22 protein-coding genes and 1 riboswitch are annotated in these 24,962 nt (G+C 71.7%); of the genes, 12 read left to right on the top strand and 10 right to left on the bottom strand.

What is annotated here, in order from left to right:
* Window positions 1-199 precede the first annotated feature (199 nt).
* Entirely contained in the window at window positions 200-1,360 is a 1,161-nt protein-coding gene (locus AB0F71_RS07825; RefSeq protein WP_360229691.1) for an alpha/beta hydrolase-fold protein, read from the top strand.
* A 118-nt stretch (window positions 1,361-1,478) separates the two neighbouring features.
* Here AB0F71_RS07825 and AB0F71_RS07820 read toward each other — a convergent pair whose 3' ends face one another.
* The gene (locus AB0F71_RS07820) at window positions 1,479-1,814 is read right to left on the bottom strand and encodes a phenolic acid decarboxylase (RefSeq protein ID WP_360229689.1); all 336 of its coding nucleotides are present in this window, start codon (window positions 1,812-1,814) and stop codon (window positions 1,479-1,481) included.
* Between the two features lie 422 nt (window positions 1,815-2,236).
* Window positions 2,237-2,400: riboswitch (cyclic di-AMP (ydaO/yuaA leader) on the top strand.
* Between the two features lie 2 nt (window positions 2,401-2,402).
* Between AB0F71_RS07820 and AB0F71_RS07815 the strand changes: the two genes are divergently transcribed.
* Entirely contained in the window at window positions 2,403-3,701 is a 1,299-nt protein-coding gene (locus tag AB0F71_RS07815; RefSeq protein ID WP_360229687.1) for a glycoside hydrolase family 16 protein, read from the top strand.
* Between the two features lie 142 nt (window positions 3,702-3,843).
* Here AB0F71_RS07815 and AB0F71_RS07810 read toward each other — a convergent pair whose 3' ends face one another.
* Together AB0F71_RS07810 and AB0F71_RS07805 are read right to left on the bottom strand one after the other, a co-directional pair.
* Complete coding sequence (locus tag AB0F71_RS07810) at window positions 3,844-4,506, bottom strand: hypothetical protein (protein ID WP_360229685.1); 663 nt, start codon at window positions 4,504-4,506, stop codon at window positions 3,844-3,846.
* A gap of 172 nt (window positions 4,507-4,678) precedes the next feature.
* Window positions 4,679-5,476 carry an IclR family transcriptional regulator gene (locus tag AB0F71_RS07805; protein WP_360229683.1) on the bottom strand — a complete coding sequence of 266 codons (798 nt, stop codon included), beginning with the start codon at window positions 5,474-5,476 and terminating at the stop codon, window positions 4,679-4,681.
* 201 nt (window positions 5,477-5,677) lie between these two features.
* Between AB0F71_RS07805 and aceB the strand changes: the two genes are divergently transcribed.
* Window positions 5,678-7,330: a malate synthase A gene (aceB, locus tag AB0F71_RS07800; RefSeq protein WP_360229681.1), complete on the top strand. Its 1,653-nt coding sequence runs from the start codon at window positions 5,678-5,680 to the stop codon at window positions 7,328-7,330.
* A 162-nt stretch (window positions 7,331-7,492) separates the two neighbouring features.
* Complete coding sequence (locus AB0F71_RS07795; RefSeq protein ID WP_360229679.1) at window positions 7,493-7,894, top strand: gamma-glutamylcyclotransferase; 402 nt, start codon at window positions 7,493-7,495, stop codon at window positions 7,892-7,894.
* 349 nt (window positions 7,895-8,243) lie between these two features.
* On the opposite strand, the gene AB0F71_RS07790 is transcribed toward AB0F71_RS07795, so the two are convergent.
* From AB0F71_RS07790 to AB0F71_RS07760, 7 genes are all read right to left on the bottom strand, one after another.
* Window positions 8,244-9,629: an 8-oxoguanine deaminase gene (locus AB0F71_RS07790; RefSeq protein WP_360229677.1), complete on the bottom strand. Its 1,386-nt coding sequence runs from the start codon at window positions 9,627-9,629 to the stop codon at window positions 8,244-8,246.
* A gap of 69 nt (window positions 9,630-9,698) precedes the next feature.
* On the bottom strand, window positions 9,699-11,072 hold the full coding sequence (locus tag AB0F71_RS07785) for a nucleobase:cation symporter-2 family protein (RefSeq protein ID WP_360229675.1): 1,374 nt from the start codon (window positions 11,070-11,072) through the stop codon (window positions 9,699-9,701).
* A 490-nt stretch (window positions 11,073-11,562) separates the two neighbouring features.
* The gene (pucL, locus tag AB0F71_RS07780; protein WP_360229673.1) at window positions 11,563-12,483 is read right to left on the bottom strand and encodes a factor-independent urate hydroxylase; all 921 of its coding nucleotides are present in this window, start codon (window positions 12,481-12,483) and stop codon (window positions 11,563-11,565) included.
* Between the two features lie 30 nt (window positions 12,484-12,513).
* Complete coding sequence (uraH, locus tag AB0F71_RS07775) at window positions 12,514-12,849, bottom strand: hydroxyisourate hydrolase (protein WP_188309321.1); 336 nt, start codon at window positions 12,847-12,849, stop codon at window positions 12,514-12,516.
* 146 nt (window positions 12,850-12,995) lie between these two features.
* Complete coding sequence (uraD, locus tag AB0F71_RS07770; RefSeq protein ID WP_360229670.1) at window positions 12,996-13,499, bottom strand: 2-oxo-4-hydroxy-4-carboxy-5-ureidoimidazoline decarboxylase; 504 nt, start codon at window positions 13,497-13,499, stop codon at window positions 12,996-12,998.
* Between the two features lie 237 nt (window positions 13,500-13,736).
* Window positions 13,737-14,117, bottom strand: a complete 381-nt coding sequence (locus AB0F71_RS07765) for a helix-turn-helix domain-containing protein (protein ID WP_360229668.1) — start codon at window positions 14,115-14,117, stop codon at window positions 13,737-13,739.
* Entirely contained in the window at window positions 14,114-14,368 is a 255-nt protein-coding gene (locus AB0F71_RS07760; protein WP_360229666.1) for a thiamine-binding protein, read from the bottom strand. Before AB0F71_RS07760 ends, AB0F71_RS07765 begins: the two co-directional genes overlap by 4 nt.
* Before the next feature lie 209 nt (window positions 14,369-14,577).
* Between AB0F71_RS07760 and AB0F71_RS07755 the strand changes: the two genes are divergently transcribed.
* From AB0F71_RS07755 to AB0F71_RS07720, 8 genes are all read left to right on the top strand, one after another.
* The gene (locus AB0F71_RS07755; protein ID WP_360229664.1) at window positions 14,578-15,420 is read left to right on the top strand and encodes a TIM barrel protein; all 843 of its coding nucleotides are present in this window, start codon (window positions 14,578-14,580) and stop codon (window positions 15,418-15,420) included.
* A 191-nt stretch (window positions 15,421-15,611) separates the two neighbouring features.
* Entirely contained in the window at window positions 15,612-16,505 is an 894-nt protein-coding gene (locus tag AB0F71_RS07750) for a 2-hydroxy-3-oxopropionate reductase (protein WP_360229662.1), read from the top strand.
* A gap of 433 nt (window positions 16,506-16,938) precedes the next feature.
* Window positions 16,939-18,081: a glycerate kinase gene (locus AB0F71_RS07745; protein WP_360229660.1), complete on the top strand. Its 1,143-nt coding sequence runs from the start codon at window positions 16,939-16,941 to the stop codon at window positions 18,079-18,081.
* Window positions 18,082-18,330: 249 nt separating this feature from the next.
* On the top strand, window positions 18,331-19,689 hold the full coding sequence (allB, locus tag AB0F71_RS07740) for an allantoinase AllB (RefSeq protein ID WP_360229658.1): 1,359 nt from the start codon (window positions 18,331-18,333) through the stop codon (window positions 19,687-19,689).
* Window positions 19,690-19,756: 67 nt separating this feature from the next.
* Window positions 19,757-21,031 (top strand): allantoicase, encoded by a 1,275-nt coding sequence (gene alc, locus AB0F71_RS07735; RefSeq protein ID WP_360229656.1) that lies wholly within the window; start codon window positions 19,757-19,759, stop codon window positions 21,029-21,031.
* An 86-nt stretch (window positions 21,032-21,117) separates the two neighbouring features.
* Window positions 21,118-22,578, top strand: coding sequence for a catalase (locus AB0F71_RS07730; protein WP_360229654.1), 1,461 nt, complete (start codon window positions 21,118-21,120; stop codon window positions 22,576-22,578).
* A gap of 335 nt (window positions 22,579-22,913) precedes the next feature.
* Window positions 22,914-23,693, top strand: coding sequence for an IclR family transcriptional regulator C-terminal domain-containing protein (locus tag AB0F71_RS07725; RefSeq protein ID WP_360229652.1), 780 nt, complete (start codon window positions 22,914-22,916; stop codon window positions 23,691-23,693).
* A 207-nt stretch (window positions 23,694-23,900) separates the two neighbouring features.
* On the top strand, window positions 23,901-24,818 hold the full coding sequence (locus AB0F71_RS07720; protein WP_360229650.1) for a metal-dependent hydrolase: 918 nt from the start codon (window positions 23,901-23,903) through the stop codon (window positions 24,816-24,818).
* Window positions 24,819-24,962 lie beyond the last annotated feature (144 nt).

Raw genomic sequence — 24,962 nt, 5'->3', positions numbered from 1 at the left:
TTCGAAATCTGTTATCTGTTATCTGTTATCTGAAAGTTGAACTCTGTCATCTGTTCGCGGCCTGCCCACAGCCCCCGATCAGCTTCCTTACAGCTCCCGCTAGGGTTGGTGCTCGCGCCCCGGTGGGGGAACCGGGGTGACCTCCTCGGATGTCCCTGAACGGAGGGGTGGGAGTTCGAGGCGTGGGAGCAACTGGAAAATGGGTCTGACGAGCCACAAGGTGCTGGCACTGGCCGTGCTGATGGCGGTCGTGATGATGGTCGGCACGGTCTGGCTCTGGCCCAGACTCGCCCGGAAGAGCTGGCAGGCGGTGCTCGGCCGGATCGGCGCGCTGCTCGCCACCCAGCTGGCGGTGCTCGCCGCGCTCGGGCTGGTGGCGAACAACTACTTCGCCTTCTATAGCAGTTGGGACGACCTGATGGGCACGGGCAGCACCGGCCCGGTGGTCATCCACAACAAGGCGGACGCCTCCGGCCGACTGCTGGTCGAGACCATAGGCCAGGCCTCGGTCAAGGGCGGCGGCGCCATGGGCCGTGAGCCCAGCCAGTCCGGCGAGATCCGCAAGGTCCGGATCGACGGCAAGGAGAGCCGGCTGTCGACCGAGGGCTACGTCTACCTTCCGCCCCAGTACTTCCAGCCCGAGTACGCGCAGAAGCAGTTCCCGGCCGTGATCGTCAGCACCGGCTTCCCAGGAATCGCCGAGAACCTGATCACCCGCTTCAACTACCCGGGCGCCGCGCTCAAGCTGCTGCAGGAGGGCCGGATGCAGCCGACCGTCATGGTCCTGATGCGCCCCTCGCCCGCGCTGCCGCAGGACACCGAGTGCGAGGACATCCCCGGCGGCGCCCAGTCCGACACGTACTTCACCAAGGACGTCCCGTCGGCGATCCAGGCCAGCTACCGGGTCTCGACCGACCCGCAGGCCTGGGCCTTCATGGGCAACTCCACCGGTGGCTACTGCGCGCTCAAGCTGGCCATGCGCCACCCGGACGTCTTCCCGACCGCCGTGTCCCTCTCCGGGTACTACGAGGCGGCCGACGACCCGACCACCGGCGACCTCTTCGGCGGCAGCAAGCAGCGCCGCAACGAGGCCGACCTGATGTGGCGGTTGAAGAACCTGCCGCAGCCGAACGTCTCCGTGCTGCTGGCCGGCACCAAGAAGGGCGACGGCAACTACAAGCAGGACACCGAGGCGTTCATCGACGCCGCGAAGAGCCCGATGAAGGTCTCCTACAGCATGCTCGAGAACGGCGGCCACAACTTCGAGACCTGGAGCGCCCTGCTGCCGTCCTCACTGGAGTGGCTGTCCCAGCACCTCAAGGTCCCGAACCAGCCGGGCCACCCGGGCCAGACCGTCTGACGGCGCCGCCCGCGGAACGCGCAGGACACGCAGGACACGCAGAACGCACGGAACACACCGAACACACCGACCCCCCGGAAGCCGCGGCTCCCGGGGGGTCGGTCCGTTTCGGCGCCGGTCAGGCGACCCGCTCCAGCGTCCCGGTGTGCAACTGGCCGACCCGGCCGCCCTCGCCCTCGAAGGTCCAGAAGGCCCGTACGGTCAGCGCGTTGAGGTCCATCACGTGGCTGACGGTGATCCCGCTCTGTTCCGTCCAGCTGACGAAGTAGATCTCCGGTGCGACCTCGGCGACGTGCAGCCGCACGTCCTCCCACTGGCCCGCCGACTCACCGAGGCCCTCCCAGCGCAGCCGGGTGCCGTCGGCCGAGTAGGAGTTGCGGAAGGCCGCGCCGTTGTCGGCCCGGAAGACGTAGGTGCGGCCGGCGAAGGCGGGCAGGGGCGCGGGCGCGGTCATGGTGGGGCGGAACCTCTTCTCCGGAACGGCGGACGGGTCGTACGGCTCTGGTCGGTGCTCTTGTGCACCGTGGAAAATCCCAGGGCTCCAATTTATCCGACCGGGCGGATACGGGCGGCTCCACGCCACGGATGTCACGGTTCGGCGGTCACGGTTCGGCGGTCACGGTACGGTCCGCCACCGTCGTACCGCGTACAGTGTGCGGTCGGCAGTCCGGGCGGGCCGGACGGGGGGACCGGGCGGCGTCGACTCCGGTGATCAACTCGGCCACCACGCAGCGTCGTTGATCGACACCACTGTGAGCTGTGCGACAACCGGCTTGATCAGGTTGTCCGTCCACGGATGGCCTGCCTAGCCTGCACTCGTCGTCCGCCGTCGCGGACCCCGCCGCCGGGACGCCGAGTCCCGTCCACCCGCCGGCGAGTACCCGAGCACCACAGCGGACGGGAGCGGGGGAACCAAGGTCAGCGCCCGGCCCGTACGCACCAGCGTGCGGGTCGCGGCTAGGGGTGAAGCCGCTCCACAGGCGGCCGGGCAACTGCAGCCCGAATCCGACAGCTCACCTCGCAGGCGTCGCAGAGGATCCCCATGCACCAGCCTGCCCGGCGCCGTCGCGCGCCCCGCCACGCCCGTCCGTCCCACCGCGGCCGCAACGCCGCCCTCGCCACGACCGGGGCGCTCGCCATCACCGGCGCCGGCCTGCTCGGCCTGCCGTCCGTCTCCGGCGCCCAGGCCGCCACCGGCCCGACCGTCACCCAGGACCGGCTCGCCCCCGCCACCATGGTCGCCGGCAAGGCCGGCACCGCCTCGCTGGCCCTGCACTCCTCGGCCTGCTTCACCGCCAAGACCGTCGGCGTCGGCGTCCGTGACGCGCGCGGCACCAACCTGGACTTCCCGGGCAACGCGAGCAACGTGCAGATCTGCCCCGGCGGATTCAACTACACCAGCGCCGCCCGCACCCTGGCCGCCGGGACGTACACCCAGTTCGGTTTCTGGCAGGACCTCGGCGGCGCGTGGCACAACCTGCCCTCGCAGCAGCTGGTGGTCTCGGCCACGGGTACGCCCACGCCGGCCCCCTCCCCGACGGCGACCCCCACCGCGACCCCCACGGCGACCCCCACGGCGACCCCCACCGCGACCCCGACCAGCACCCCGACCGCCACGGCCACCCCGACGACCCCGGCGCCGTCCTCCCCGATCGCGGGCAAGTCGCTGACCTGGTCCGACGAGTTCAACGGCCCGATCAACTGGGGCCAGCGCTGGGTCGGTGACAAGAGCACCTCGTACAAGTACGGGAACCACAACCCGGACGACAACAAGCTCGACTGGCTGAACAAGAACAACGTCACCGTCGGGAACGGCGTCGCCACGTTCACCGCCACCCCGGGCGGCCCCACCCTGGAGAACGGCAAGCAGTCCTGGAACACCGGCTTCCTGACCACCGAGGGCTCCGCCGAGGGCTTCCAGGTCAAGACCGGCGACTACGCCGAGACCCGGGTCAAGCTGCCCGCCGGCACCGGCGCCTGGCCCGCCCTGTGGACCTGGAAGAACGGCAACGGGGAGATCGACTCCTTCGAGTACCACCCCGACAACCCGAACCTGCTGGAGCTGACCAACCACGTCAACCCCGGCAACCCCGACTACTACACCGATGCGAGCGCCGTCGCCGCCGACCAGTGGGTGACCATCGGCACCTACTACGGCGCCAACTCGGTGGACTGGTACGTCAACGGCGTCAAGGTGTTCTCGGACGGCAAGGGCGTCGGGGCCAACTTCTCGGCGTACCTGATCCTCAACCTCTCGGTGAGCGCCGGCAAGTACCACCCGGCGCCGCAGGGGAACGCCCCGATCACCATGGCCGCCGACTACGTCCGCGTCTACCGGTGACCGCGTCTGCCGGTGACCTCGTCTACCGGTAACCACCTGTACCGGTGACCACGTCTACCGGTAACCACGAGCCCGCCCCACCGGTCACCGGGATCCGGCAGCCGCTCGCCGGCGGCCGGTGACCGGTGGGGCGATCCGGCCGTCAGCCCTGGGTCGTCTCGACGACCCGAATGTCGAACGGCTCCCGGTGGCGGATGCCCCCCGGGTCGTCCGCGCTGCGCACCTCGACCGAGCCGCCCGCCAGGACCCCGAGCGGCAGATCGGGGGAGAGCACGACCGGGACGAGGGCGGTCGCGCTGCGCCCCTCCTTCAGCCCGGGGCCGAAGACGCAGCGCACCTGCCTGCCGCGTGCGACGACCTCACAGTCCGTTGGGTAGAACGGGGGGGCCGCGGTGACCCCGTTCGGGAGGGTGACCGTCACCGTGAACGGGGACACGGTGGTGTCCGGGCCCGCGTTGGCGACGAAGGCGTGAATGGTGGTGGTGCCGCCTGGCGACGCCGGGTCCGGGTCGATCCGGACCACCTCCAGGTGCGATGCGGACGGCTTGGCCACCACGGCCGGCAGCGTGGACGCCTCGGGCGCACCCGGCGCGACGACCCCAAGGTCCGGGCGTGGCACCGGGTGCCGCACCGCCCAGGACGGGCCGGCGGCCAGTGCGGCTGCCGCGCAGCCCGCCGTCACCGCCGCGACCCATCCGGCCCGGCCGCCCCATCCGACCTGGCCGACCCATCCGGCCCGGCCGATCAGGCCGATCCGGCCGAACCCCCTGCGCCCCGCGCCGCCCCGTACTCCGTGCTGTGCCACGCCGTTCACCCTGTTCCCGTGCTCCGGCGGCCCGCGCCGTCGCGGGCCGCGTCCGCCCCAGGGTGTCCGAGCCGCCGACGCGGCGGCGCCACAACTCGCCCACCGCCACTCGAACGGCGGGGCGCCGACATCGGCCCGATCGCTCTTGTCGAGGAAGGCTGTTGACTGATCGTCAGGGTGCCAGGACCTGCCCGAGCCGGGCCGCGATCTGGTGCATCACCGGTACCAGTGCAGACGCCCCGGCCTGTTCCTCCAGTGCCCGGATCCGGGCCTCCGGGCCGGACACCGAGAGGGCGGTGGGCGTGGGGGCGCCCGGGACGGCGAGGGCGATGCAGCGGACGCCGATCTCCTGCTCCTGGTCGTCGACCACGTACCCGCGCTCGCGCGCCTCGGCGAGCTGGTCCATCAGCGCCTGCGGGTCGGTGAGGGTGTACTCGGTGTGCGCGGGCAGCGGGTTGGGGCCCAGGACCGCACGCGCTTCGTCCTCGGGGAGCTGGGCGAGCAGCGCCTTGCCGACGCCGGTGCAGTGCGGCTGCACCCGTCGGCCGACCTCGGTGAACATCCGCATCGAGCGCCGCGACTGCACCTGTCCGACGTACACCACCTCGCCGCCCTCCAGCACCGCCAGGTTGGCGGTCTCGCCGGTGGCCTCCATGAGCTCGGCCAGGTACGGGCGGGCCCAGCTGCCGAGCAGTCGGCCGGCCGTCTCGCCGAGCCGGATCAGCCGGGGGCCGAGGGTGTAGCGCCGGGCGGTGTCCTGGCGGACATAGCCCTGCTGGACGAGGGTACGAACCAGTCGGTGGATGGTCGGCATCGGGAGGCCGGAGCTGGTGGAGAGCTCGCTGAGGGTGGCCACGCCACTCGAGTCGGCCAGCGCCTCCAGGAGTTGGAAGGCGCGCTCGACGGACTGCACGCCGCCGCTCGCGCGGTCGGCGCCTGTCGTCGATGCTGTGTCGGGGGTCGCAACCACCGGCGTTCCCTTCGCTGTCGGGGAGGAGTAGAGTCCCGGCGACCTCTTCAACAAACCGTTGAAATTCTGTATCGCGGAAACTAGTCTCCACCTTACAGAATCGAATCCGCCGACAGGCGGGTAACGATCGAGGAAGTACCCGAGGAAGTTCCCACCGGAGCTCCCTTTGCCAGGCTCAACCGTCTTAGGAGTGTCCTGCTCATGGCTGCAGATCAGGGGCCCGTCGGCGCCTCCCCCGCCGCTCCGGTCGTCACTGTCGCCGGACCGCGCGTCCATCGGGCCGAGGAGGTGCTCACCCCGGAGGCGGTCGCCTTCGTCGTGGGCCTCCATCGCGCCTTCGAGGGTCGTCGACAGGAGCTCCTGGCGAGGCGGAAGAGCCGACGGGCCGAGATCGCCCGCACCGGCACGCTGGACTTCCTCCCCGAGACCGCCGACGTCCGGGCCGGCGACTGGAAGGTCGCCGAGGCGCCGCGCGCCCTCCAGGACCGCCGGGTCGAGATCACCGGGCCCACCGACCGCAAGATGGTCATCAACGCGCTCAACTCCGGGGCGAAGATCTGGCTCGCCGACTTCGAGGACGCCACCTCCCCGACCTGGGAGAACGTGGTCAGCGGGCAGGTCAACCTGATCGACGCCTTCGAGGGCCGGATCGACTTCACCAGCTCGGCCGGCAAGGCCTACACCCTCAGGCCCGCCGCCGAACTCGCCACCGTCGTGGTCCGCCCGCGCGGCTGGCACCTGGACGAGAACCACCTGCTGGTCGACGGCGTCCCGGTGGCCGGCGCGTTCGTCGACTTCGGCCTGTACTTCTTCCACAACGCCGCCCGGCTCATCGCCAAGGGCGCCGAGGACCCCAACTCCGGCCCGTACTTCTACCTGCCGAAGACCGAGAGCCACCTCGAGGCCCGGCTCTGGAACGACGTGTTCACCCACGCCCAGGCCGAGTTGGGCATCCCGTACGGCACCGTCCGGGCCACCGTCCTGATCGAGACCATCACCGCGGCCTTCGAGATGGACGAGATCCTGTACGAGCTGCGCGACCACGCGGCCGGCCTCAACGCCGGACGCTGGGACTACCTCTTCTCGATCGTCAAGAACTTCCGCGACGCCGGCGAGCACTACATCCTGCCGGACCGCAACAGCGTCACCATGGCCTCGCCGTTCATGGCCGCCTACACCCGGCTGCTGGTGCAGACCTGCCACAGGCGCGGCGCCCACGCGATCGGCGGCATGGCCGCGTTCATCCCCAGCCGTAGGGACCCGGAGGTCAACGCCGCCGCGCTGGAGAAGGTCAAGGCGGACAAGGACCGCGAGGCCGGCAACGGCTTCGACGGCTCCTGGGTCGCCCACCCGGACCTCGTCCCGGTCGCCCGGGCCTCCTTCGACGCGGTGCTCGGCGAGCGGCCCAACCAGAAGGACAACCCGGGCCCCGCCGAGCCGGTCACCGCCGCCGAACTGCTCGACATCGCCGGCGCCGGAGGCACCTGCACCCGGGCCGGGCTGCACAACGCCGTCCAGGTCGGCGTCCGCTACATCGAGGCCTGGCTGCGCGGGCTCGGCGCGGTCGGCATCTTCAACATGATGGAGGACGCTGCCACCGCCGAGATCTCGCGTTCGCAGATCTGGCAGTGGATCCACAACGGGGTCGTGCTGTCCGACACCGGCGAGAAGGCCACCGCCGAGCTGGTCCGCACCCTGGTCGCCACCGAACTGGCCGAGCTCCGCGCTGAGTTCGGCGACGAGGCCTACCGGGCAGGCCGCTGGCGCGAGGCCGCCCAGCTCTTCGAACAGGTCGCCCTGGCCGAGGAGTTCGCGGACTTCCTGACCCTCCCCGCGCTTCCCCTGCTGGGCTGAGCACCAATCTATCCGTCGGCGCCACCGCTGCCGCCTGCCGGGTCGTAGCAGTTCCGCCGCCCTTTGCTCCGTTCCGTACGGCGACGAATCCACCTGTCCTCTCGTCGCCGTGCGGAACGGTCTTTTTCTTTGTACGGCCTTTCCCTTCTGAGGAGTTCACCGATGGCACGCATCTTCTTCAACGGCCAGGCGATGGTCGGCGGACCGTTCCACGACAAGGTCGCCGACGCACTGATCGGCCCGGCCCGCACCGCCCCCGGCTACCGCTTCTTCTCCATCGACCACAGCGGCGGGACGGACGTCTGCCCGGGGCTGCTGGCCGACCCGTCCGTCGACACCGCGATCGAGGGCGAGCTGTACGAGATCAGCCTGGAGCGCCTGCGGGACGTCATCCTGCCCGGCGAGCCCAGGGAGTTGGAGCTCGGCGTGATCGAGCTGGAGGACGGCTCCGCATGCTTCTCCATGCTGCTCGCCCGCGGCGAGGTCGAGCGCGGGGTGCACCGCGAGATCACCCACCACGGCGGCTGGCGGGCCTACCTGGCGACGCTGGGGCGCACGGCCTGACGGGCGGGCGGCCGACGGCGTTGGGACGGATGACGGCGAACAGGTAACAGATAACAGAAGACAGATAACAGCGAACGGATAACAGATGATGAAAGTTGTCACCTGTCATCCGTTCGCTGTTATCTGTTCGTTCGCCGCTTCGCCCAAGCTCCCCGCTCCCCGCCCCGGGCACGCCCCTGCTCCCCGCCCCGGGCACGCCGCGGCCCCGAACCCTCGCCGTGGGTTCGGGGCCGCGGTCCGTACACCCTGGCGGGTGTACGGAGTCCGGGTCACGCACCGTCCCTGGGCGCGCTCCGGAACCAGTGGGCCGGGCGGGCCGGAGGGCAGCTCCGGCCCGCCCGGCGGGCCGTCAGACGGGCCGGGAGGCGAGCTCCTTGGCCGCGCGGGCGCAGGCACGCGCGATCCGGTCCTCGTTGACGGTGGTCAGCTCGCCCTTCTCGACGACGGCGTTGCCGTCGACGAACAGGGTCGCCAGCGGCGGCAGCGCGCCGAAGGTGAGGGCCGCGACCGGGTCGGCGATCGAGGAGTGCATGACCCCGTCGATCTTCCACAGGGCCAGGTCGGCCAGCTTGCCGGCCTCGATGGAGCCGATCTCGTTCTGCCGCCCGAGCACCCGGGCGCCGCCCATGGTCCCCAGCCGCAGCGCCTGGCGCCCGGTCAGCGCGGTCGGGTAGCCGTGCAGCCGGTTGATCAGCAGCGCGTTGCGCAGCTCGGTGCCCAGCTCGCCGGACTCGTTCGAGGCGGTGCCGTCGACGCCGAGCCCGACCGGTACGCCGGCCTTGAGCATGTCGGGCACCCGGGCGATCCCGGCGGCCAGGCGGGCGTTGGAGGAGGGGCAGTGCGCCACGCCGGTGCCGGTCTCGGCGAACTTGGCGATGTCGGAGTCGTTCATGTGGACGCAGTGCGCCATCCAGACGTCCTCGCCGAGCCAGCCGACCGACTCGAAGTAGTCGGTCGGCCCCATCCCGAACAGCTCCTTGCAGAACTGCTCCTCCTCGGCCGTCTCGGAGCCGTGGGTGTGCAGCCGGACGCCCTTGCGGCGGGCGAGTTCGGCGGACTGGCGGAGCAGGTCGGTGGAGACCGAGAAGGGCGAACAGGGCGCCAGCGCGACGTGCAGCATCGAGCCGAAGGAGGAGTCGTGGTAGCGGTCGACGGCGGCCTCGGAGGCGGCCAGGATGTCGTCCAGCTCCTCGACGGCGTGGTCCGGCGGCAGTCCGCCGTCCTTCTTGCTGCGGTCCATCGAGCCGCGCAGCGCGGTGAAGCGCAGGCCGAGCTCCTGGACGGCCTCGATCGAGGCGCCGAGGACGTCGCCGCCGTCCTTGGGGAAGACGTAGTGGTGGTCCGAGGCGGTGGTGCAGCCGGACTTGAGCAGGGCGGCGGCCGAGCCCTGGCTGGCGGCGTGCACGAGCTTGTCGTCGATCCGGGCCCAGGTCGGGTAGAGGGCGACCAGCCAGTCGAAGAGGATGTTGTCCTGGGCGAGGCCGCGGGTGATCCACTGGTAGAAGTGGTGGTGGGTGTTGACCAGGCCGGGGGTGAGCAGGTGGCCCTCGCCGTTGATCCGGCGCACCACGTTGTCCAGCCACGCCGGGGCGGGGCCGTTGCCGACGGATTCGATCCGGTTGCCGAGGATGACCACGTGGCCGCGGGCGTACTCGGTGTCGACGGCGTCGACCGTGGCGATCGCGACGTTCTCGATCACGATCCGCTGGTCGGCGGGTGGGGGCTGGACTGCCATGGTGTCACTCCTATGGGGGAGGGCCAGGAGGGGCGCGCACCGAGTGGTTTGCGCCCCTGCCCGGACCGGTCAGTACGGTGTCGCCGTCGGCACCGTCGCGCCGGGGGCCTCGCCGGATCTGGACTGCGATTCGGACCGGCGGGCGGTTCCGACGTGGTGGAACAGCAGGTTGAGCAGGACGGCCATCACGCAGCCGGCCGAGATCCCCGAGTGCATCAGGGTCCGGACCGCCTCCGGGAAGGCGTCGTAGAAGGTGGGTACGGCGATCGGGACGATGCCGACACCGAGCGAGACCGACACCAGGATGGTGTTGGCGCTGGACTCCATGCCGGCCTCCGCGAGGGTGCGGATCCCACTCGCCGCGACCGTGCCGAAGAGTACGATCCCGGCTCCGCCGAGGACGGGTTGCGGCACCAGCGAGACGACCGAGCCGAGGACCGGGAAGAGCCCCAGCAGGATCAGGATGCCTCCGCCGGCCGCGACCACGAAGCGGCTGCGGATCCTGGTCAGCGCCACCAGCCCGATGTTCTGGGCGAAGGCGCTGGCGGCGAAGCCGTTGAAGACGGGGCTGATCGCGGTGGCCAGTCCGTCGGCCCGGAGGCCGGCGGCGAGCGTGGGTTCGTCGGCCTCGCGCTCGACGATCTTGCCGAGGGCGAGCATGTCGGCGGTGGACTCGGTCATCGAGACCACCATGACGATGCACATCGAGACGATCGCGGCCGCGTCGAAGGCGGGCGCGCCGAAGTGGAACGGGGACGGGAGCGCGAAGATCTTCGCGTCCTGGACCGCGCCGAAGTCGGCCAGCCCCAGCGGGAAGGCGACCAGGGTGCCGAACGCCAGACCGACGAGCAGGGACAGCTGCTGCCAGAAACCGCGCAGCAGCCGGTTGCAGAGCACCACCGCGGCGAGGGTGATCGCGGCGAGGCCGACGGCCCGCACGGAGCCGTACCCGGGGGCGCTCGGCGAGCCGCCGCGCGCCCAGTTCACCGCCACCGGGAGCAGGGACACCCCGATGAGGGTGATCACGGTGCCCTGGACGACCGGGGGGAAGAACCGGATGAGCTTGCAGAAGTACGGTGCCGCGAGGAAGCACAGGGCTCCCGCGACGATCACCGCGCCGAAGATCACCGGGAGGGCGTCCTTCGGTCCCCCCGTCCGTTCGATGGAGCCCTTGGCGATGGCGATCATGGGCGCGACGCCCGCGAACGACACGCCGTTCACGAACGGCAGCCGCGCGCCGATCTTCCAGATGCCGAGGGTCTGGAGCAGGGTGGCCAGTCCGGCGGTGAACAGGCTGGCCGAGATGAGCAGGGCGAGGTCGGTGGCGGAGAGTCCGACGCCGGCGCCGACGATGAGCGGGGGTGCGACGACTCCCGCGTACATCGCGGCGACGTGCTGGAGTCCGGTGGAGAGCAGTTTCACCGGGGGCAGCACCTCGTCCACGGGGTGGGTCCCGGACCCGGACGGCCCGCCGGGGAGGCGGGTCGACGTACCGTCCGGGTCTGGGGTTCTTGCAGGGGTGGAACCGCCGTCGTTACTGCTGGTGTTGCTGGGTGCCATGTCGAGCCCCTCTTGTGCCCGTGGCTCCCGGCGCGCCCGTGGCGCTGGAGACCCCCCGAGGGCGGGACGGCGGAGCAAGGATCCCTCGGGACGCTTCTCCAGTGCCCCGGGCCGGCCGCCGCGAGGCGAACACGAACTCCGGTTGGTGGGGGTGGAGAAACAGGTGGAGAAACAGGTGGAGCGTGGTGCGGTGATACGGGCCGTGCGGGTGGTGCAGGTCGTGCGGGTCGTGCGGGTGGTGCAGGTGACGCGGGTGGTGCGGTCCGCCCGGACTCGACCGGCCCGAGCGGGCCGGAGGGTGCGGCGATTCCGGGCGGAGTCCATGGGGTGAGCGGGGTGAGCGGGCTGAGCGGCGTGCGGGGCGTGGGGGAGGTCAGACGACCGGGATGACCGGGACGACGCCCTCGCGGTGCACGGTGCCCTCGATCAGGCCGTACATGCGGTCCGCGGCGTAGTAGACCTCGTTCTCGTTCTTGAGGCCGAAGGGCTCCAGGTCGACGAGGAAGTGGTGCTTGTTGGGCAGTTCGAGGCGTACCTCGTCCACCTCGGCGCGGTTGTTGAGGACCCGGGTGCCCATCGCGTGCAGGGTCTGCTGCAGCGAGTAGGAGTAGGTCTCGGCGAACGCCTCCAGCATGTGCCGCTTCACGTGGGTGTAGGAGCGGTTCCAGTTGGGCTGGGCCTCGCCGTCGCGACCGCTGTAGCCGTACTTCCAGCGGGCGGTGACCTGGGTGGCGAGGATGCGGTCGTACGCCTCCTGGAGGGTGGTGTACTTGTCCTTGATGTAGCCCCAGAACTCCGAGTTGGTGGAGTTCATGACGATGAGGTCCTTGAGGCCGGAGATGACCTGGACCCGCTCGCCGTCGTAGACGATCTCGGTGGTGCGGGTCTCCTGGCCGTTGCGGACGAAGGAGTGGCCGACCTCCTCCGAGCCGATGAACCGGGCCGAGCTGTCCGGCGTCCGGATCCGGTCCCAGGCGTACTCCTCGATCCGGATCCGGGCGCTGTGCACGACGCCGCGCTCGGTGTCGTCGACGAAGTGCCGGGCCAGCAGGATGCCGAAGGCCTCGGCCGAGTCGATGCCGTACTCCTTGGCGAAGGCGTACACGGTGTTCTTGGTGGTGTCGGTGGGAAGGCAGTTGGCGTTCGACCCGGTGAGGTGGACGTCCTCGAACTCGCCCTGGAGGGAGACCGAGACGTTCAGGTCCTTGATCTCGTGCCGGGTGGAGTCGCGGTAGACCCGGACGATGCGGTTCTCCGCCTTGCCGTACTGGTTCTGACCGAGCACGTGGGCCATGACAGGCTCCTAAGCTTCCAGGTCGGTCTACTAGCTTCCGCGGTAGACCGAGTATCCGAACGGGTTCAGCAGCAGCGGCACGTGGTAGTGGTGCTGCTCGGGCGCGACCGTGAAGACGATCGAGACCTCGGGGAAGAACGGCGGCTCCGCGGACTTGAGCGCGTAGTACGCGCCGGTGTCGAAGAGCAGCCGGACGACCGAGCCCGCCTCCACGGCCGGGAGGTCCTTGACCCGGCCGTCGGAGTCCGTGGCGGAGGTGCCGAGCACCTGCCAGCCACCCTCGGTGTGCAGTGCGAGCTCGACCGGGACGCCCTCGGCCGGGCGGCCGAGGCTGGTGTCGAGCACGTGGGTGGAGATGCCAGTCATGGGTGAAGTGACCTTACTGATGGCAGAGGTGATGGTACGTCAGATAACGCGGGGCGCACGTCCGGAGGCGGGGCCTCCGAGGTGGGGCGCCTCCGGAGACGTTCCCGGATCGGACGTCCCGCCCACGAAGCATTCTTGACGATGCGTCAGGAAGCGTCGAGGAGGCGGTTCAGCCGGATGTCGTTGATCTTGCGCAGCTCGCCCCGGACGATCTCCGCCTCGGTGGCGGGGTCGTTGGGGTGGCGCTCGCGCAGGGCCGTGAGCATGGTGGCCGCGGTGCGGCCGGTCGCGCAGATCAGGAACACGTGGCCGAACTTCGCCTCGTAGGCGGCGTTGGCCTCGCGCAGTTCGTCGAGGACGGCCCGGTCCACGCCCTGGATGCCGGCCTGTTCGCGTTCGGAGGTGGCGTCGCCCTCCTTGGGCTGGCCGATCCGGGCGTGTCCGGCCATCGCGTCGCGCAGGTCCGCGACGGTCAGTGCGGCCATTGCTTCCGCGTTGGCGGCGAGCAGGGCCTCACGGCTGGACCAGGGCCGGGCTTGTGCGACGGCGGCGGCCCAACGGGGGCTGGAGCATACCTCCAGCAGGATCTTCTCCAGTTCCGCGGCATCGGCCGCGGCCAGGGAGTCGAGGGCGTGGGGGTGGTTGGTCACGAGTGGACCTCCTGAAGAGTGGTGCCACCCGGAAAAGCTAGATCGGCCCCACCCTGCCGTCAACAGTTTGTTGAACGCTTGGTGGTTACGTTTTGAACCGGGCCGCGCTGCCGGGCCCTTTCGTGTGCGATTCACCAAGTGTGCCCCGCCGTGGGTCGGTCGAGACTGTCCACAGCGGCGGGGTCACCCGTTCGCAAGCTCCTCGCGAGCCGTGCTCGGGACGGCTTCGAGCCGTGCTCAGGACGGCTTCGAGCCGTCCTGGCGGTTCAGGTAGTTGTACACGGTGAAGCGGCTGACGCCCAGGGCCGAGGCGACCGTCTCGACCCCGTGGCGGACGGTGAAGGCGCCGCGCTCCTCCAGGAGGGCGACGACCCGCTGCTTCTCCCAGCGGTCCAGCTCGGCCAGCGGGCGGCCGTCGAACTGTCGGGCCATCTCGGCCAGCAGCCGGTCCAGCGCACTGCTCAGGTGCGGCAGCCGGACGGCCAGGGCCGGGGTGCCCTCCCACTCCAGGACGACGTCCTCGGCCTTCGCCTCGTCCAGCGGGACGGGTGTCGCGCCGACCGCGTCCAGCAGCGGCTTGACCGCCGCGGCGAGCGGGTGCTCCACGTGCTCGGTCACGGCGTACCGCCCTCCTCTCCCAACACGCTCACCTGGACGGAGATGCGGGTCGCCCCGGCGTTCAGGGTCTCCCGGAGCAGCCGGGTCACCGCGGCGAGGACCTGGTCGGCCTCGCCCTCGGCGCCGGTCCCGAAGGGGCCGACCGATACGTCCAGGCCGGCCTCGTCGACGACCTTGCGGGCCGTCGCGGCGTGCTCGGGGAACGTGTCCAGTTCGAACGGTTCTGTCGTGAACTCCACCATCAATCGCACCTGCTCACTGTATCGAGCGGGGGTGGGCGGGGGCAGGGGCTGGGTGATCGAACAGTCGCGGGGCCGGTGGGCGGACCCCTCCGGACTACTTCAACAAAATGTTGCGGCAGCCTTGACACCTGCTCGGCGAGCCGGAGATGCTTCCACCACACAGAATCCATCTTCCGGATCGTGGAAGTTGCGGATGAAGGAAGAGAGAGTGAGAGGTGATGGACGTGACGGCGGCTGCCAAGCACGGCTTCACGGTCAACCTGTCGATCCTGTTCGGCGAACTCCCGCTGCTGGAGCGCCCCGCGGCCGCCGCCGCGGCCGGCTTCACGGCCGCCGAACTCTGGTGGCCCTTCGGCACCGAACACAGCCCGAGCCGGGCCGAGCTCGACGCGCTGCGCAAGGCGTTCAGTGACGCGGGCGTCCGGCTCACCGGCCTCAACTTCCTGGACGACCTCAGCCAGGGTGCCCGGGGAACCGTCTCGGTCCCGTCCGAGCGGGACCGCTTCCGGGCCAACGTCCCGGTCGCCGCGGAACTGGCGTCCTCGCTCGGTGCCACCGCGCTCAACGCGCTGTACGGCAACCGGGTCGAGGGCGTCGAGCCGGCCGAGCAGGACGCGGTCGCACTGGAGAACCTGGTGCTCGCGGCCCGGGCGGCCCACGAGATCGGCGCCGTCCTGCTGATCGAGGCCCTCAACAAGGCCGAGTCCCCGGACTACCCGCTGGTCTCCGCGGCCGCCGCGGTCGAGGTGGTCGACAAGGTCAACGCCGCCACCGGCCTGGGGAACGCCAGGTTCCTCTGCGACCTGTACCACCTGGCCAAGAACGGCGAGGACCTGGCGGCCGTCATCGACACCTACGCCGACCGGATCGGCCACGTGCAGATCGCCGACAACCCGGGCCGCAACGAGCCCGGCACCGGCGAGCTGGACTTCGAGGACCTGTTCGCCCGGCTCAGCGCGGCCGGCTACACCGGCGCGATCGGCCTGGAGTACCGCCCCTCCACCGGCGTCAGCGCCGACAGCTTCGACTGGCTGCCGCGCGAGCTGCGCGCCGCCCGCTGACCCTGGCGCCCGCTGGCCCGGCGCCTGCTGGCCCGCTGCCCCGCAGCCTGCCGGACCGGCCCACGCGGCCCGCTGACCCGGCGCCCGCAGCCCGCTGACCCGGCGCCCGTCCGGCCCGCGTGCGCGGCGTACCGCAGCGCCCGTCCGGCCCGTCACCCCTCCCCACCCGCACACGTAAGGAACCCGACGCGATGAGCGCCTCCCGCAAGATTGCCTTCGTCGGCCTCGGCATCATGGGCAAGCCCATGGCCGTCAACCTGGTCAAGGCCGGCCACCACGTGACCGGCTTCGACCTCTCCCAGGCCTCGATCGACACCGTGGTCGCGGCCGGCGGCCACGGCGCCGCCAGCATCGCCGAAGCGGTGAAGGACGCCGAGGTCGTCATCACCATGGTCCCGGCCGACCCGCACGTCGAGGCGGTCATCCTCGGTGAGGGCGGCGTCCTGGAGAACGTCCAGGCCGGCACCCTGGTGATCGACATGTCCTCGATCACCCCGCAGACCTCCATCAAGGTCGGCAAGGCCGCCCGGGAGAAGGGTGTGCGCACCCTGGACGCCCCGGTCTCCGGCGGCGAGGCCGGTGCGATCGAGGCGGTGCTGTCGATCATGGTCGGTGGCGAGGCGGCGGACTTCGCTGAGGCGAAGCCGCTGTTCGACGCGCTCGGCACCACGGTCGTCCACGTCGGCCCCGACGGCGCCGGCCAGACCGTCAAGGCCGCCAACCAGCTGATCGTCGCGGTCAACATCCAGGTGCTCGCCGAGGCCGTGGTGTTCCTGGAGAACGCCGGTGTCGACCTCGCGGCCGCGCTGGACGTGCTCGGCGGCGGCCTGGCCGGCTCCACGGTGCTCAACCGCAAGAAGGCGAACATGCTCAACCGCGAGTTCGCCCCCGGCTTCCGGATCGACCTGCACCACAAGGACATGGGCATCGTCACCGACGCCGCCCGCGCCGTGGGTGCCGCGCTGCCGGTCGGCGCCGTGGTCGCCCAGCTGGTCGCCTCCGCCCGGGCCAATGGCGACGGTTCGCTCGACCACTCGGCGCTGCTGCGCGGCGTCGAGCGGCTCTCGGGCCGCGAGGTCGCCTGACCCGAGGGGCTCCGGCCCCCTCAGACTCCTCCTGGTGGCGTGTACCTGATCCGGTCGTGCCCGCGCCACCAGGAGGCCAGACCCGACCGGCGTGCGGGCAGGGGCTCATCCGTCCGCCCGCCGGTCGATCCAGGCCGGTGACGCACACACCCTCCCGGGGGCACTTCGGTCGTGCCAGCGGTGCGTCGCCTGGCCCCCTCCTCGCCGAGGGGAGCCCCTCGAACGTCGGAAGCGGGTCGAGGGGAACGGCGGGGAGGGGGTCGCACCCCCCTCCGGGACCGGCGCTCCTGCGGGAGCCCGGCCCCGGGCCGGGCCTCGAGCCGGGCCGCACCGCCCGGCCGGGGGCTCGCAACCCGGCGCCACCGGACCCATGCTTGTCCGGACCAGAGTTCGTCAGCACACCGCCCGACCCGCACGGAAGTGAGGACCACCGATGCCCCCCACCCCCCTCAAGGGCCACGTGGTCGTAGCGCCGGACAAGTTCAAGGGCACCCTGGAGGGTGCGGAGGTCGCCGCCCGGATCGCCGCCGGCATCCGGCGCGCCGCGCCCGGCAGCGACGTGCGCGAACTGCCCGTCGCCGACGGCGGCGAGGGCACCCTGGCCGCCGCGCTCGCGGCCGGCTTCGACCGCGTCCCGGCCAAGGTGGCCGGCCCGACCGGCCTGCCGGTGGACGCCGCACTGGCCGTCCGTGGCGACACCGCCGTGGTCGAACTGGCCCAGGCCTCCGGGCTCGCCCGGCTGCCCGGCGGCCGGACCGCCCCGCTCGCGGCCGGCTCCTACGGCGTCGGCCAGCTGATCTCCCGCGCGGTGTCATCGGGCGCCAAGCGGATCGTGCTCGGCCTCGGCGGCAGCGCCTGTACGGACGGCGGGGCCGGCATGGTGCAGGCACTCGGGGTCCGGCTGCGGGACGCCGACGACGTCGAACTTCCGCCCGGCGGAGCCGCGCTGCGCCGCCTGGAGCGGATCGACCTCGGCCCGCTGGCCGACCTGCTGACCGGCGTGGACGTCGTGGTCGCCTGCGACGTGGACAACCCGCTGCTGGGCCCGCGCGGCGCCACCGCCGTCTACGGCCCGCAGAAGGGCGCCGACGGGGACGACCTGGTGGTCCTGGAGCAGGGGCTGACCCGCTTCGCCGACCAGGTGGCCGCGGTGACCGGACGGGACGTGCGGGAGGCCCCCGGCGCCGGGGCCGCGGGCGGGGTGGGCTTCGCCGCCCTCGCCCTGCTCGGCGCCACCATGCGACCCGGTATCGAGCTGCTGCTCGAACTGCTGGGTTTCGACGAGGCCGTGTGTGGGGCACGCCTCGTCGTCACCGGTGAGGGCTGCCTGGACGCTCAGACACTCCATGGCAAGGCCCCCGCCGGAGTCGCCGCGGCGGCTGCCCGGGCGGGGGTTCGGGTGGCCGCTGTGGCGGGTCGGTTGGAGCTGTCCGAGCCCGAGTGGCGGGCGGCCGGCTTCACCGCCGCGATCGCCCTCACCGACCTGGCCGAGCAGCCGGGGGACAGCATGACCAGGGCCGGTGAGCTGGCCGAGGTGGCGGGGGAGCGGCTGGCCGAAACGCTGCTGCGGGGCTGATCCCGCAGGGCTTCCGCCGTCCGTTCCTCCGTATGTTCCTCCATTGACGTTTTGTTGAAGGCGGGCCTAGGCTCCCGGCAATCCTTCGGTTCCAGCCACGCCGACCGGCCCACGCCGACCGCCCTACGCCGACCGCTCTACGCCGACCGCCCCCTGCCCACCGCTCCGCGAGCGCCTCCCCGGGCCGCGTGCCCGGTGTGCCCCGCGTACCGCCATCCCCCAGTTCCAGTCCAGGTTTCGGAGGTCCCCATGCCGATCAGCCAGCCAGCGGTGATCCGCTCCCGCCGGGCGGTGCTGCCCGACGGCGAGCGCCCCGCGGACGTGCTGATCCGGAGCGGCAGGATCGAGCAGGTCGCCGCCCACGGATCGCTCGTGGTCGGCGACAGCGAACTCGTCGACCTCGGCGACACCGCGCTGCTGCCCGGCCTGGTCGACACCCACGTGCACGTCAACGAGCCCGGCCGGACCGAGTGGGAGGGCTTCGCCACCGCCACCCGGGCCGCCGCGGCCGGCGGCGTCACCACGATCATCGACATGCCGCTCAACTCCGTGCCGCCCACCACCACGGTGGCGGGGCTGGACGTCAAGCGGAAGACCGCCGAGGGCCAGGCCTGGGTCGACCTCGGCTTCTGGGGCGGGGCCGTCCCCGGCAACGTCCCGGACCTCGAACCCCTGCACCGGGCGGGCGTGTTCGGCTTCAAGAGCTTCCTCGCCCCGTCCGGCGTCGACGAGTTCCCGCACGTCGAGGCCGCCGACCTGGAGGCCGCGCTGGCCGAGCAGGCCCGGCTCGGGGCGCTGGCGATCATCCACGCCGAGGACCCGGCCGTGCTGGCCGCCGCGCCGCAGCAACCCGGCGTCCACTACCGGGACTTCCTCGCCTCCCGCCCGGACGGGGCGGAGACCGCGGCGGTCGCCCACCTGCTCGACACGGCCCGGCGCACCGGCGCCCGGGTGCACATCCTGCACGTCTCCTCGGCCGGCGTGCTGCCCCTGCTGCGCCGGGCCCGCGAGGAGGGCGTGCGGGTCACCGCCGAGACCTGCCCGCACTACCTGACGCTCGCCGCCGAGCAGGTGCCGGACGGCGACACCGCCTTCAAGTGCTGCCCTCCGATCCGCGACGAGGCCAACCGGGACGCGCTCTGGCAGGCCCTGGCCGACGGCGAGTTCATCGCCGTCGTCTCGGACCACTCGCCGTCCACCCCCGACCTCAAGCTGCTGCCCGAGTTCGGCGGCAGCGGCGACTTCGCGGCGGCCTGGGGCGGCATCGCCTCGCTCCAGCTGGGCCTGCCCGCCATCTGGACCGAGGCCCGCCGGCGCGGCCACACGCTGGCCGACGTGGTGCGCTGGATGTCCTCCGGACCGGCTGAACTGGTCGGCCTCACCGGCACCAAGGGCGCCATCGCGGCGGGCTGCGACGCCGACCTGGTCGCCTTCGACCCCGACGGGGAATTCGCCGTCCACGCGGGCGAGTTGCACCACCGCAACCCGGTCACGCCGTACGCCGGACGGACCTTGAGCGGCACCGTCCGCACCACCTGGCTGCGCGGCCGGGCGGTGGACACCGGGGCCGAGCCCTTCGGCCGCCAGCTGCTGCGCCCGGCGGACTAGGCCGTGTCCAGGCCCTCGCCTCGGGCCCGCCAACTCCCTTACCCACCAAGTCTTCCGAGGAGAGTCAGTGACCACTGCCGACACCCCGAGCGCTCCCTTCACCGAGCTGGTCAACCTGGCCTCCCGGCTGCTCGGTGCGGGCGTCGTCGCCACCAATGAGGACACCTTCGCGGACGCCGAGAACCTGCTGGTGGCCAAGCCGGCCGAGTTCCGCCCGCACACCTTCGGCCACAAGGGCCAGATCATGGACGGCTGGGAGTCCAAGCGCCGCCGCGGCGTCTCCGCCGACCAGCCGCACCCCACCGACCAGGACCACGACTGGGCGATCGTCCGGCTCGGCGTCGGCGGCGTGATCCGCGGTCTGATCGTCGACACCGCGCACTTCACCGGCAACTACCCGGAGAGCGCCTCGGTCGAGGCCGCCTCCGTACCCGGGCACCCCTCGCCCGAGGAACTGCAGGACGCCGAGTGGACCGCCATCGTGCCGCGCACCCCGCTCCAGGGGGACACCGCCCACGAGTTCGCCGTCCAGGACGACACCCGCTACACCCACGTGCGGCTGAACATCTTCCCGGACGGCGGCGTCGCCCGGCTCCGGGTGCACGGCGAGGTGCTGCCCGACCCGCGCGAACTGGACGGCCTCACCTTCGACCTGGCCGCCCAGGAGTACGGCGGCGTGGCCGAGGCGGCGTCCGACCGCTACTTCTCCTCCCCGCACAACCTGAACGCTCCCGGTCGCGCCTCCGTCATGGGCGAGGGCTGGGAGACCCGTCGTCGGCGCGACAAGGCCAACGACTGGGTTCAGATCGCCCTGGCCGGGGGCGGTGAGGTCCTGGCCGCCGAAGTGGACACCACCCACTTCGTCGCCAATGCCCCCGGCTGGGCCGACCTGATCGGCTTCGACGCCTCGACCGGGCAGGCTGCGACTTCACAGGCACCGGCCGACGGCGAGTGGTTCGAGATCCTGCCCCGCACCCGCCTGCAGCCCGACACCCGGCACCGCTTCCGGCTCGACGTCGGCCGCCCGGTGACCCACGTGCGGATCAACGTCTACCCGGACGGCGGCCTCGCCCGTCTCCGGCTCACCGGCCGCCTCACCGAGGCCGGCCGCGCGGCCCTCGCGCTGCGCTGGTTCAACGCCGTCCCGGCCGCGGAGGCCGCAGCCGCCCTCGTCGACGCCGGCCTCGACGCGGAGGAGGCCGCCGCCCTGGCCGCCGCCCGCCCGCTGGCGGACCCGGCCGCGGCCACCGCCGCGGTCGCCGGCCTCCAGCCGGCCGACGGCCCGGACGGCGAGCACTCCGCCCGCCGCCGCTCGGCGCTGTGGCGCCTGCTGGGCATCTGAGCAGGGCTCGCCCGCTGCAGCACCCGGCTGCGCCCGCCCGCTCCACCTCTCCACGCACCGCCTTATCGACACCTGAAGGACCCTCCATGTCCAAGATCCTGACCACGGAGTCCGGCGCCCCGGTCGCCGACAACCAGAACTCGGCCTCGGCCGGCGAGTACGGCCCGCTGCTGATCCAGGACCAGCAGCTGCTGGAGAAGCTGGCCCGGTTCAACCGCGAGCGCATCCCGGAGCGCGTCGTGCACGCCCGCGGCTCCGGCGCGTACGGCTACTTCGAGGTCACCGACGAGGTGTCGAAGTACACCCGGGCCGCGTTCCTGTCGGAGGTCGGCAAGCGCACCGAGGTCTTCCTGCGCTTCTCCACGGTGGCCGGCAACCTCGGCGCCAGCGACGCGGTGCGCGACCCGCGCGGCTTCGCGGTGAAGTTCTACACCGAGCAGGGCAACTACGACCTCGTCGGCAACAACACCCCGGTGTTCTTCATCAAGGACCCGGTCAAGTTCCCCGACTTCATCCACTCGCAGAAGCGCGACCCGTACACCGGTGTGCAGGAGGCGGACAACGTCTGGGACTTCTGGGCCCACTCGCCGGCCTCGACCCACCAGATCACCTGGCTGTTCGGCGACCGCGGCATCCCCGCCTCGTACCGCCACATGAACGGCTACGGCTCGCACACCTACCAGTGGGTCAACGCCGAGGGCGAGGCCTACTGGGTGAAGTACCACTTCAAGACCAACCAGGGCATCCGCAGCCTGGACGGCGGCCAGGCCGCCGAGGTGGTCGGCGCCGACGCGGACTCGCACCAGCGCGACCTCCACCAGGCCATCGAGCGGGGCGTGTTCCCGTCCTGGACCCTCTACGTCCAGCTGATGCCGGTCGCCGAGGCCGCGGACTACCGCTTCAACCCCTTCGACCTCACCAAGGTCTGGCCGCACGCCGACTACCCGCTGGTCAAGGTCGGCCGCCTGGTGCTCAACCGGAACCCGGAGAACGTCTTCGCCGAGGTCGAGCAGGCCGCGTTCTCGCCGAACAACTTCGTGCCCGGCATCGGCCCCTCCCCGGACAAGATGCTCCAGGGCCGGCTGTTCGCCTACGCCGACGCCCAGCGCTACCGCCTCGGCGTCAACCACACCCTGCTGCCGGTGAACGCCCCGCGCGCCACCGAGGCCAACAACTACGGCCGGGACGGCTTCATGGCCGCCAACAGCGCCGGCCGCGGCAAGAACTACGAGCCCAACTCGTACGACGGCCCGGCCCAGACCGACAGCGCGCTCGCCGCGCCGGTCAAGGTCGACGGCTACACCGGCACCTACACCACGCCGGCCCACACCAAGGACGACGACTTCTTCCAGGCCGGCGAGCTCTACCGGCTGATGTCGGAGGGCGAGAAGACCCGCCTGATCGACAACATCGCGGGCTTCCTGTCGCAGGTCACCCGGGACGACGTGGTGGAGAAGAACCTCGCCCACTTCCACGCCGCCGACGAGGAGTACGGCGCCCGCCTGGAGGCCGCCGTCGCCAAGCTCCGCGCGGGCGACGAGGGCTGACCCTTCGCGGGCCGACTCCCCCGTACCTCCCGTACCCTCCGTACCCTTCGCACCCTCAGGACCGCCGGGGCCCGCACCCCGGCGGCTCCACGACGGGCCCCTCCCCCCGGGCAGTGGGGGAGGGGCCCGTCGGGCTTCCCGGGGACGCCGAGGCGGACGAGCTGCGGGCGCGGGTTCCGTCCGTGCGGGGGCGCGGGGCCCCTTGTACCAGCCAACCGGCCGTGCTCCACGGAATGTTCACGGATATTCACGGACAGCAGTCGCCCGGGGCCCTGGGTGGATAGGCTGGAGACCGCCCGCGGTCGCTCCGTGGGGGGACATCGGAAGGGGACGACATGTCGACACCAGCCCCGGGTCGTCACGCCGCGCTGGACCAGGGCCCGACGGGCCCGTTCACCTCCCTGCAGCACGCCCTCAGACTGCTGGAGGCCGTCGACCGGCACCCCGACGGCGTCACCCTGGTCGGGCTCGCGCGGGAGACCTCGCTGGGCCTGCCGACCGTCCGCCGGCTCGCCGAGATCCTCGAGATCGAGGGCTACCTCCAGTGCCAGGACGGCGGTTGGGTGCTCGGCGGCACCTTCGCCCTGCTCGGGCAGCAGAACCGGGAGCAGCTCGTCAAGGCCCGGCTGAACCGCAAACTCGCCGAACTCCGGGACGAGTTGGGCGCCGCGGTCTACTTCTCCCGGTACCACGACGGGGAGTTGTCGGTCGAGGCGGTCTCGGCCGCCGACTACGCGCCCGCCGTGCAGGAGTGGGTGGACTTCCGTGCCACCGCGCACGCCAGCGCGATCGGCAAGTGCCTGCTCAGCCAGCTCGACGCGGACGGCCGGCGGGACCACCTCTCCCGGCACCCGGTCGCCCGGCTGACCTCCCGCACCGTCACCGACGCCGACCAGCTGATGCACCGGCTGGAGCGCCAGCCCGCGACGGTGCCGGTGCTGGACATCCAGGAGTACGCGCTCGGCACGGTCTGCGCGGCGGTGCCGATCACGGCGGGCAGCACGGTCGGCTGCCTGGCCACCTCGATGCCGGTGGACAACATCCACAAGCTCAGGGCCGCCGCCGAGCTGCTGGCGGCCCGGGCGGCGCCGCTGATGCTGGCGATGGCGGTCTGAGCACCGCTCACTCGTGGGGCCCCGTCGGACGCGTCGTCCGGCGGGGCCCCGCGCGCTTTCCACGGGAGGGTTTCGGGGGTGTCCCGCGGTGCACATCACTTATTAGACTCGATGTCGATAAGAGTGGTCGAACCCCTTGTCCCCACCGCTACCGGCGAGTACGTTTCCGAGAGTCGAGCCGCCGCCCCCAGGTCAGGAGGGCCTGCCATGCCCCGCTCCACCCCCGTCCCCGCCGTCGCCGCCCCCGCCGCGCGGGTGCACGAGAGCCTCGTCCTGGAACCCCGGGACGTCCGCTTCGACTGGGCCCGGCTGCCGCTGCACTGGATCCCGGACGAGCCGATGGCCACCCACGTGATCAACGTGCTGCACCTGCTGCTGCCCGAGGGTGAGCGGTGGTTCGTCAAGGTGTTCAAGGAAGCGCTGCCGCTGATCCGGGACGAGCAGCTGCGCGAGGAGGTGCTCGGCTTCATCGGGCAGGAGGCCATCCACGCCGAGGCCCACCAGGAGGTGCTCGACCACCTGCTCGGCCAGGGCCTCGACCCGCGCCCGTACGTCCGGCAGATCTCCTGGCTGTTCCAGCGCGTTCTCGGCGACAAGCCGGGCCTGACGCCGGCGCAGCGGCGGGAGAACGTCATCGAACGGGTCGCCTTCGTCGCGGCGATCGAGCACTTCACCGCCTTCCTCGGCAACTGGGCGCTCAACTCCCCGGGCCTGGACCGGGCCAAGGCCGACCCGACGATGCTGGCCCTGCTGCGCTGGCACGGCGCCGAGGAGGTCGAGCACCGCAGCGTGGCCTTCGACCTGATGGTCCACCTGGACCCGGGGTACCTGCGGCGGGTCCGCGGCATGGTGATCTCCGGGCCGCTGCTGGTGCACCTCTGGGTGCGCGGCGCCCGCTTCCTGCTCGCCGCCGACCCGACCCTGGAGGGGCGGCTCAAGCCCACCTGGCGGGAGGCGGGCCGGATCGCCAGGCGCGGACTGCTGCCGGACCCGATCCGCTCCGTCCGTTCCGGGCTGCGCTACCTCCGGCCGGGCTACCACCCGACCCAGGAGGGCTCCTCCAGTCAGGCGCTGGGCTACCTCGCCACCTCCCCGGCCGCCCGGGCGGCGGCCGGGCGGGGGTGACGGGGAACGGCTGACAGCTGACAGCTGACAGCTGACAGCTGACAGCTGACAGGTTTCAACGAACAGAAAACGTTATCTGTTCGCTGAAATCTGTCAGTTGTCAGTTGTCAGCCGTCAGTCGTCGGCCGCCCGCCGCCCGCGCAC

Origin of the sequence: Kitasatospora sp. NPDC028055 (assembly GCF_040637885.1) — a bacterium.
In the GTDB taxonomy this organism is placed as follows: domain Bacteria; phylum Actinomycetota; class Actinomycetes; order Streptomycetales; family Streptomycetaceae; genus Kitasatospora.
This window is presented reverse-complemented; position numbering and strand designations above follow the sequence as displayed.

Coding starts and splice junctions, on each gene's coding strand:
- AB0F71_RS07825 (WP_360229691.1), top strand. CDS start 200: ATGGGTCTGACGAGCCACAAGGTGCTGGCACTGGCCGTGCTGATGGCG.
- AB0F71_RS07820 (WP_360229689.1), bottom strand. CDS start 1,814: ATGACCGCGCCCGCGCCCCTGCCCGCCTTCGCCGGCCGCACCTACGTC.
- AB0F71_RS07815 (WP_360229687.1), top strand. CDS start 2,403: ATGCACCAGCCTGCCCGGCGCCGTCGCGCGCCCCGCCACGCCCGTCCG.
- aceB (WP_360229681.1), top strand. CDS start 5,678: ATGGCTGCAGATCAGGGGCCCGTCGGCGCCTCCCCCGCCGCTCCGGTC.
- AB0F71_RS07795 (WP_360229679.1), top strand. CDS start 7,493: ATGGCACGCATCTTCTTCAACGGCCAGGCGATGGTCGGCGGACCGTTC.
- AB0F71_RS07790 (WP_360229677.1), bottom strand. CDS start 9,629: ATGGCAGTCCAGCCCCCACCCGCCGACCAGCGGATCGTGATCGAGAAC.
- pucL (WP_360229673.1), bottom strand. CDS start 12,483: ATGGCCCACGTGCTCGGTCAGAACCAGTACGGCAAGGCGGAGAACCGC.
- uraH (WP_188309321.1), bottom strand. CDS start 12,849: ATGACTGGCATCTCCACCCACGTGCTCGACACCAGCCTCGGCCGCCCG.
- AB0F71_RS07755 (WP_360229664.1), top strand. CDS start 14,578: ATGGACGTGACGGCGGCTGCCAAGCACGGCTTCACGGTCAACCTGTCG.
- AB0F71_RS07750 (WP_360229662.1), top strand. CDS start 15,612: ATGAGCGCCTCCCGCAAGATTGCCTTCGTCGGCCTCGGCATCATGGGC.
- AB0F71_RS07745 (WP_360229660.1), top strand. CDS start 16,939: ATGCCCCCCACCCCCCTCAAGGGCCACGTGGTCGTAGCGCCGGACAAG.
- allB (WP_360229658.1), top strand. CDS start 18,331: ATGCCGATCAGCCAGCCAGCGGTGATCCGCTCCCGCCGGGCGGTGCTG.
- AB0F71_RS07730 (WP_360229654.1), top strand. CDS start 21,118: ATGTCCAAGATCCTGACCACGGAGTCCGGCGCCCCGGTCGCCGACAAC.
- AB0F71_RS07725 (WP_360229652.1), top strand. CDS start 22,914: ATGTCGACACCAGCCCCGGGTCGTCACGCCGCGCTGGACCAGGGCCCG.
- AB0F71_RS07720 (WP_360229650.1), top strand. CDS start 23,901: ATGCCCCGCTCCACCCCCGTCCCCGCCGTCGCCGCCCCCGCCGCGCGG.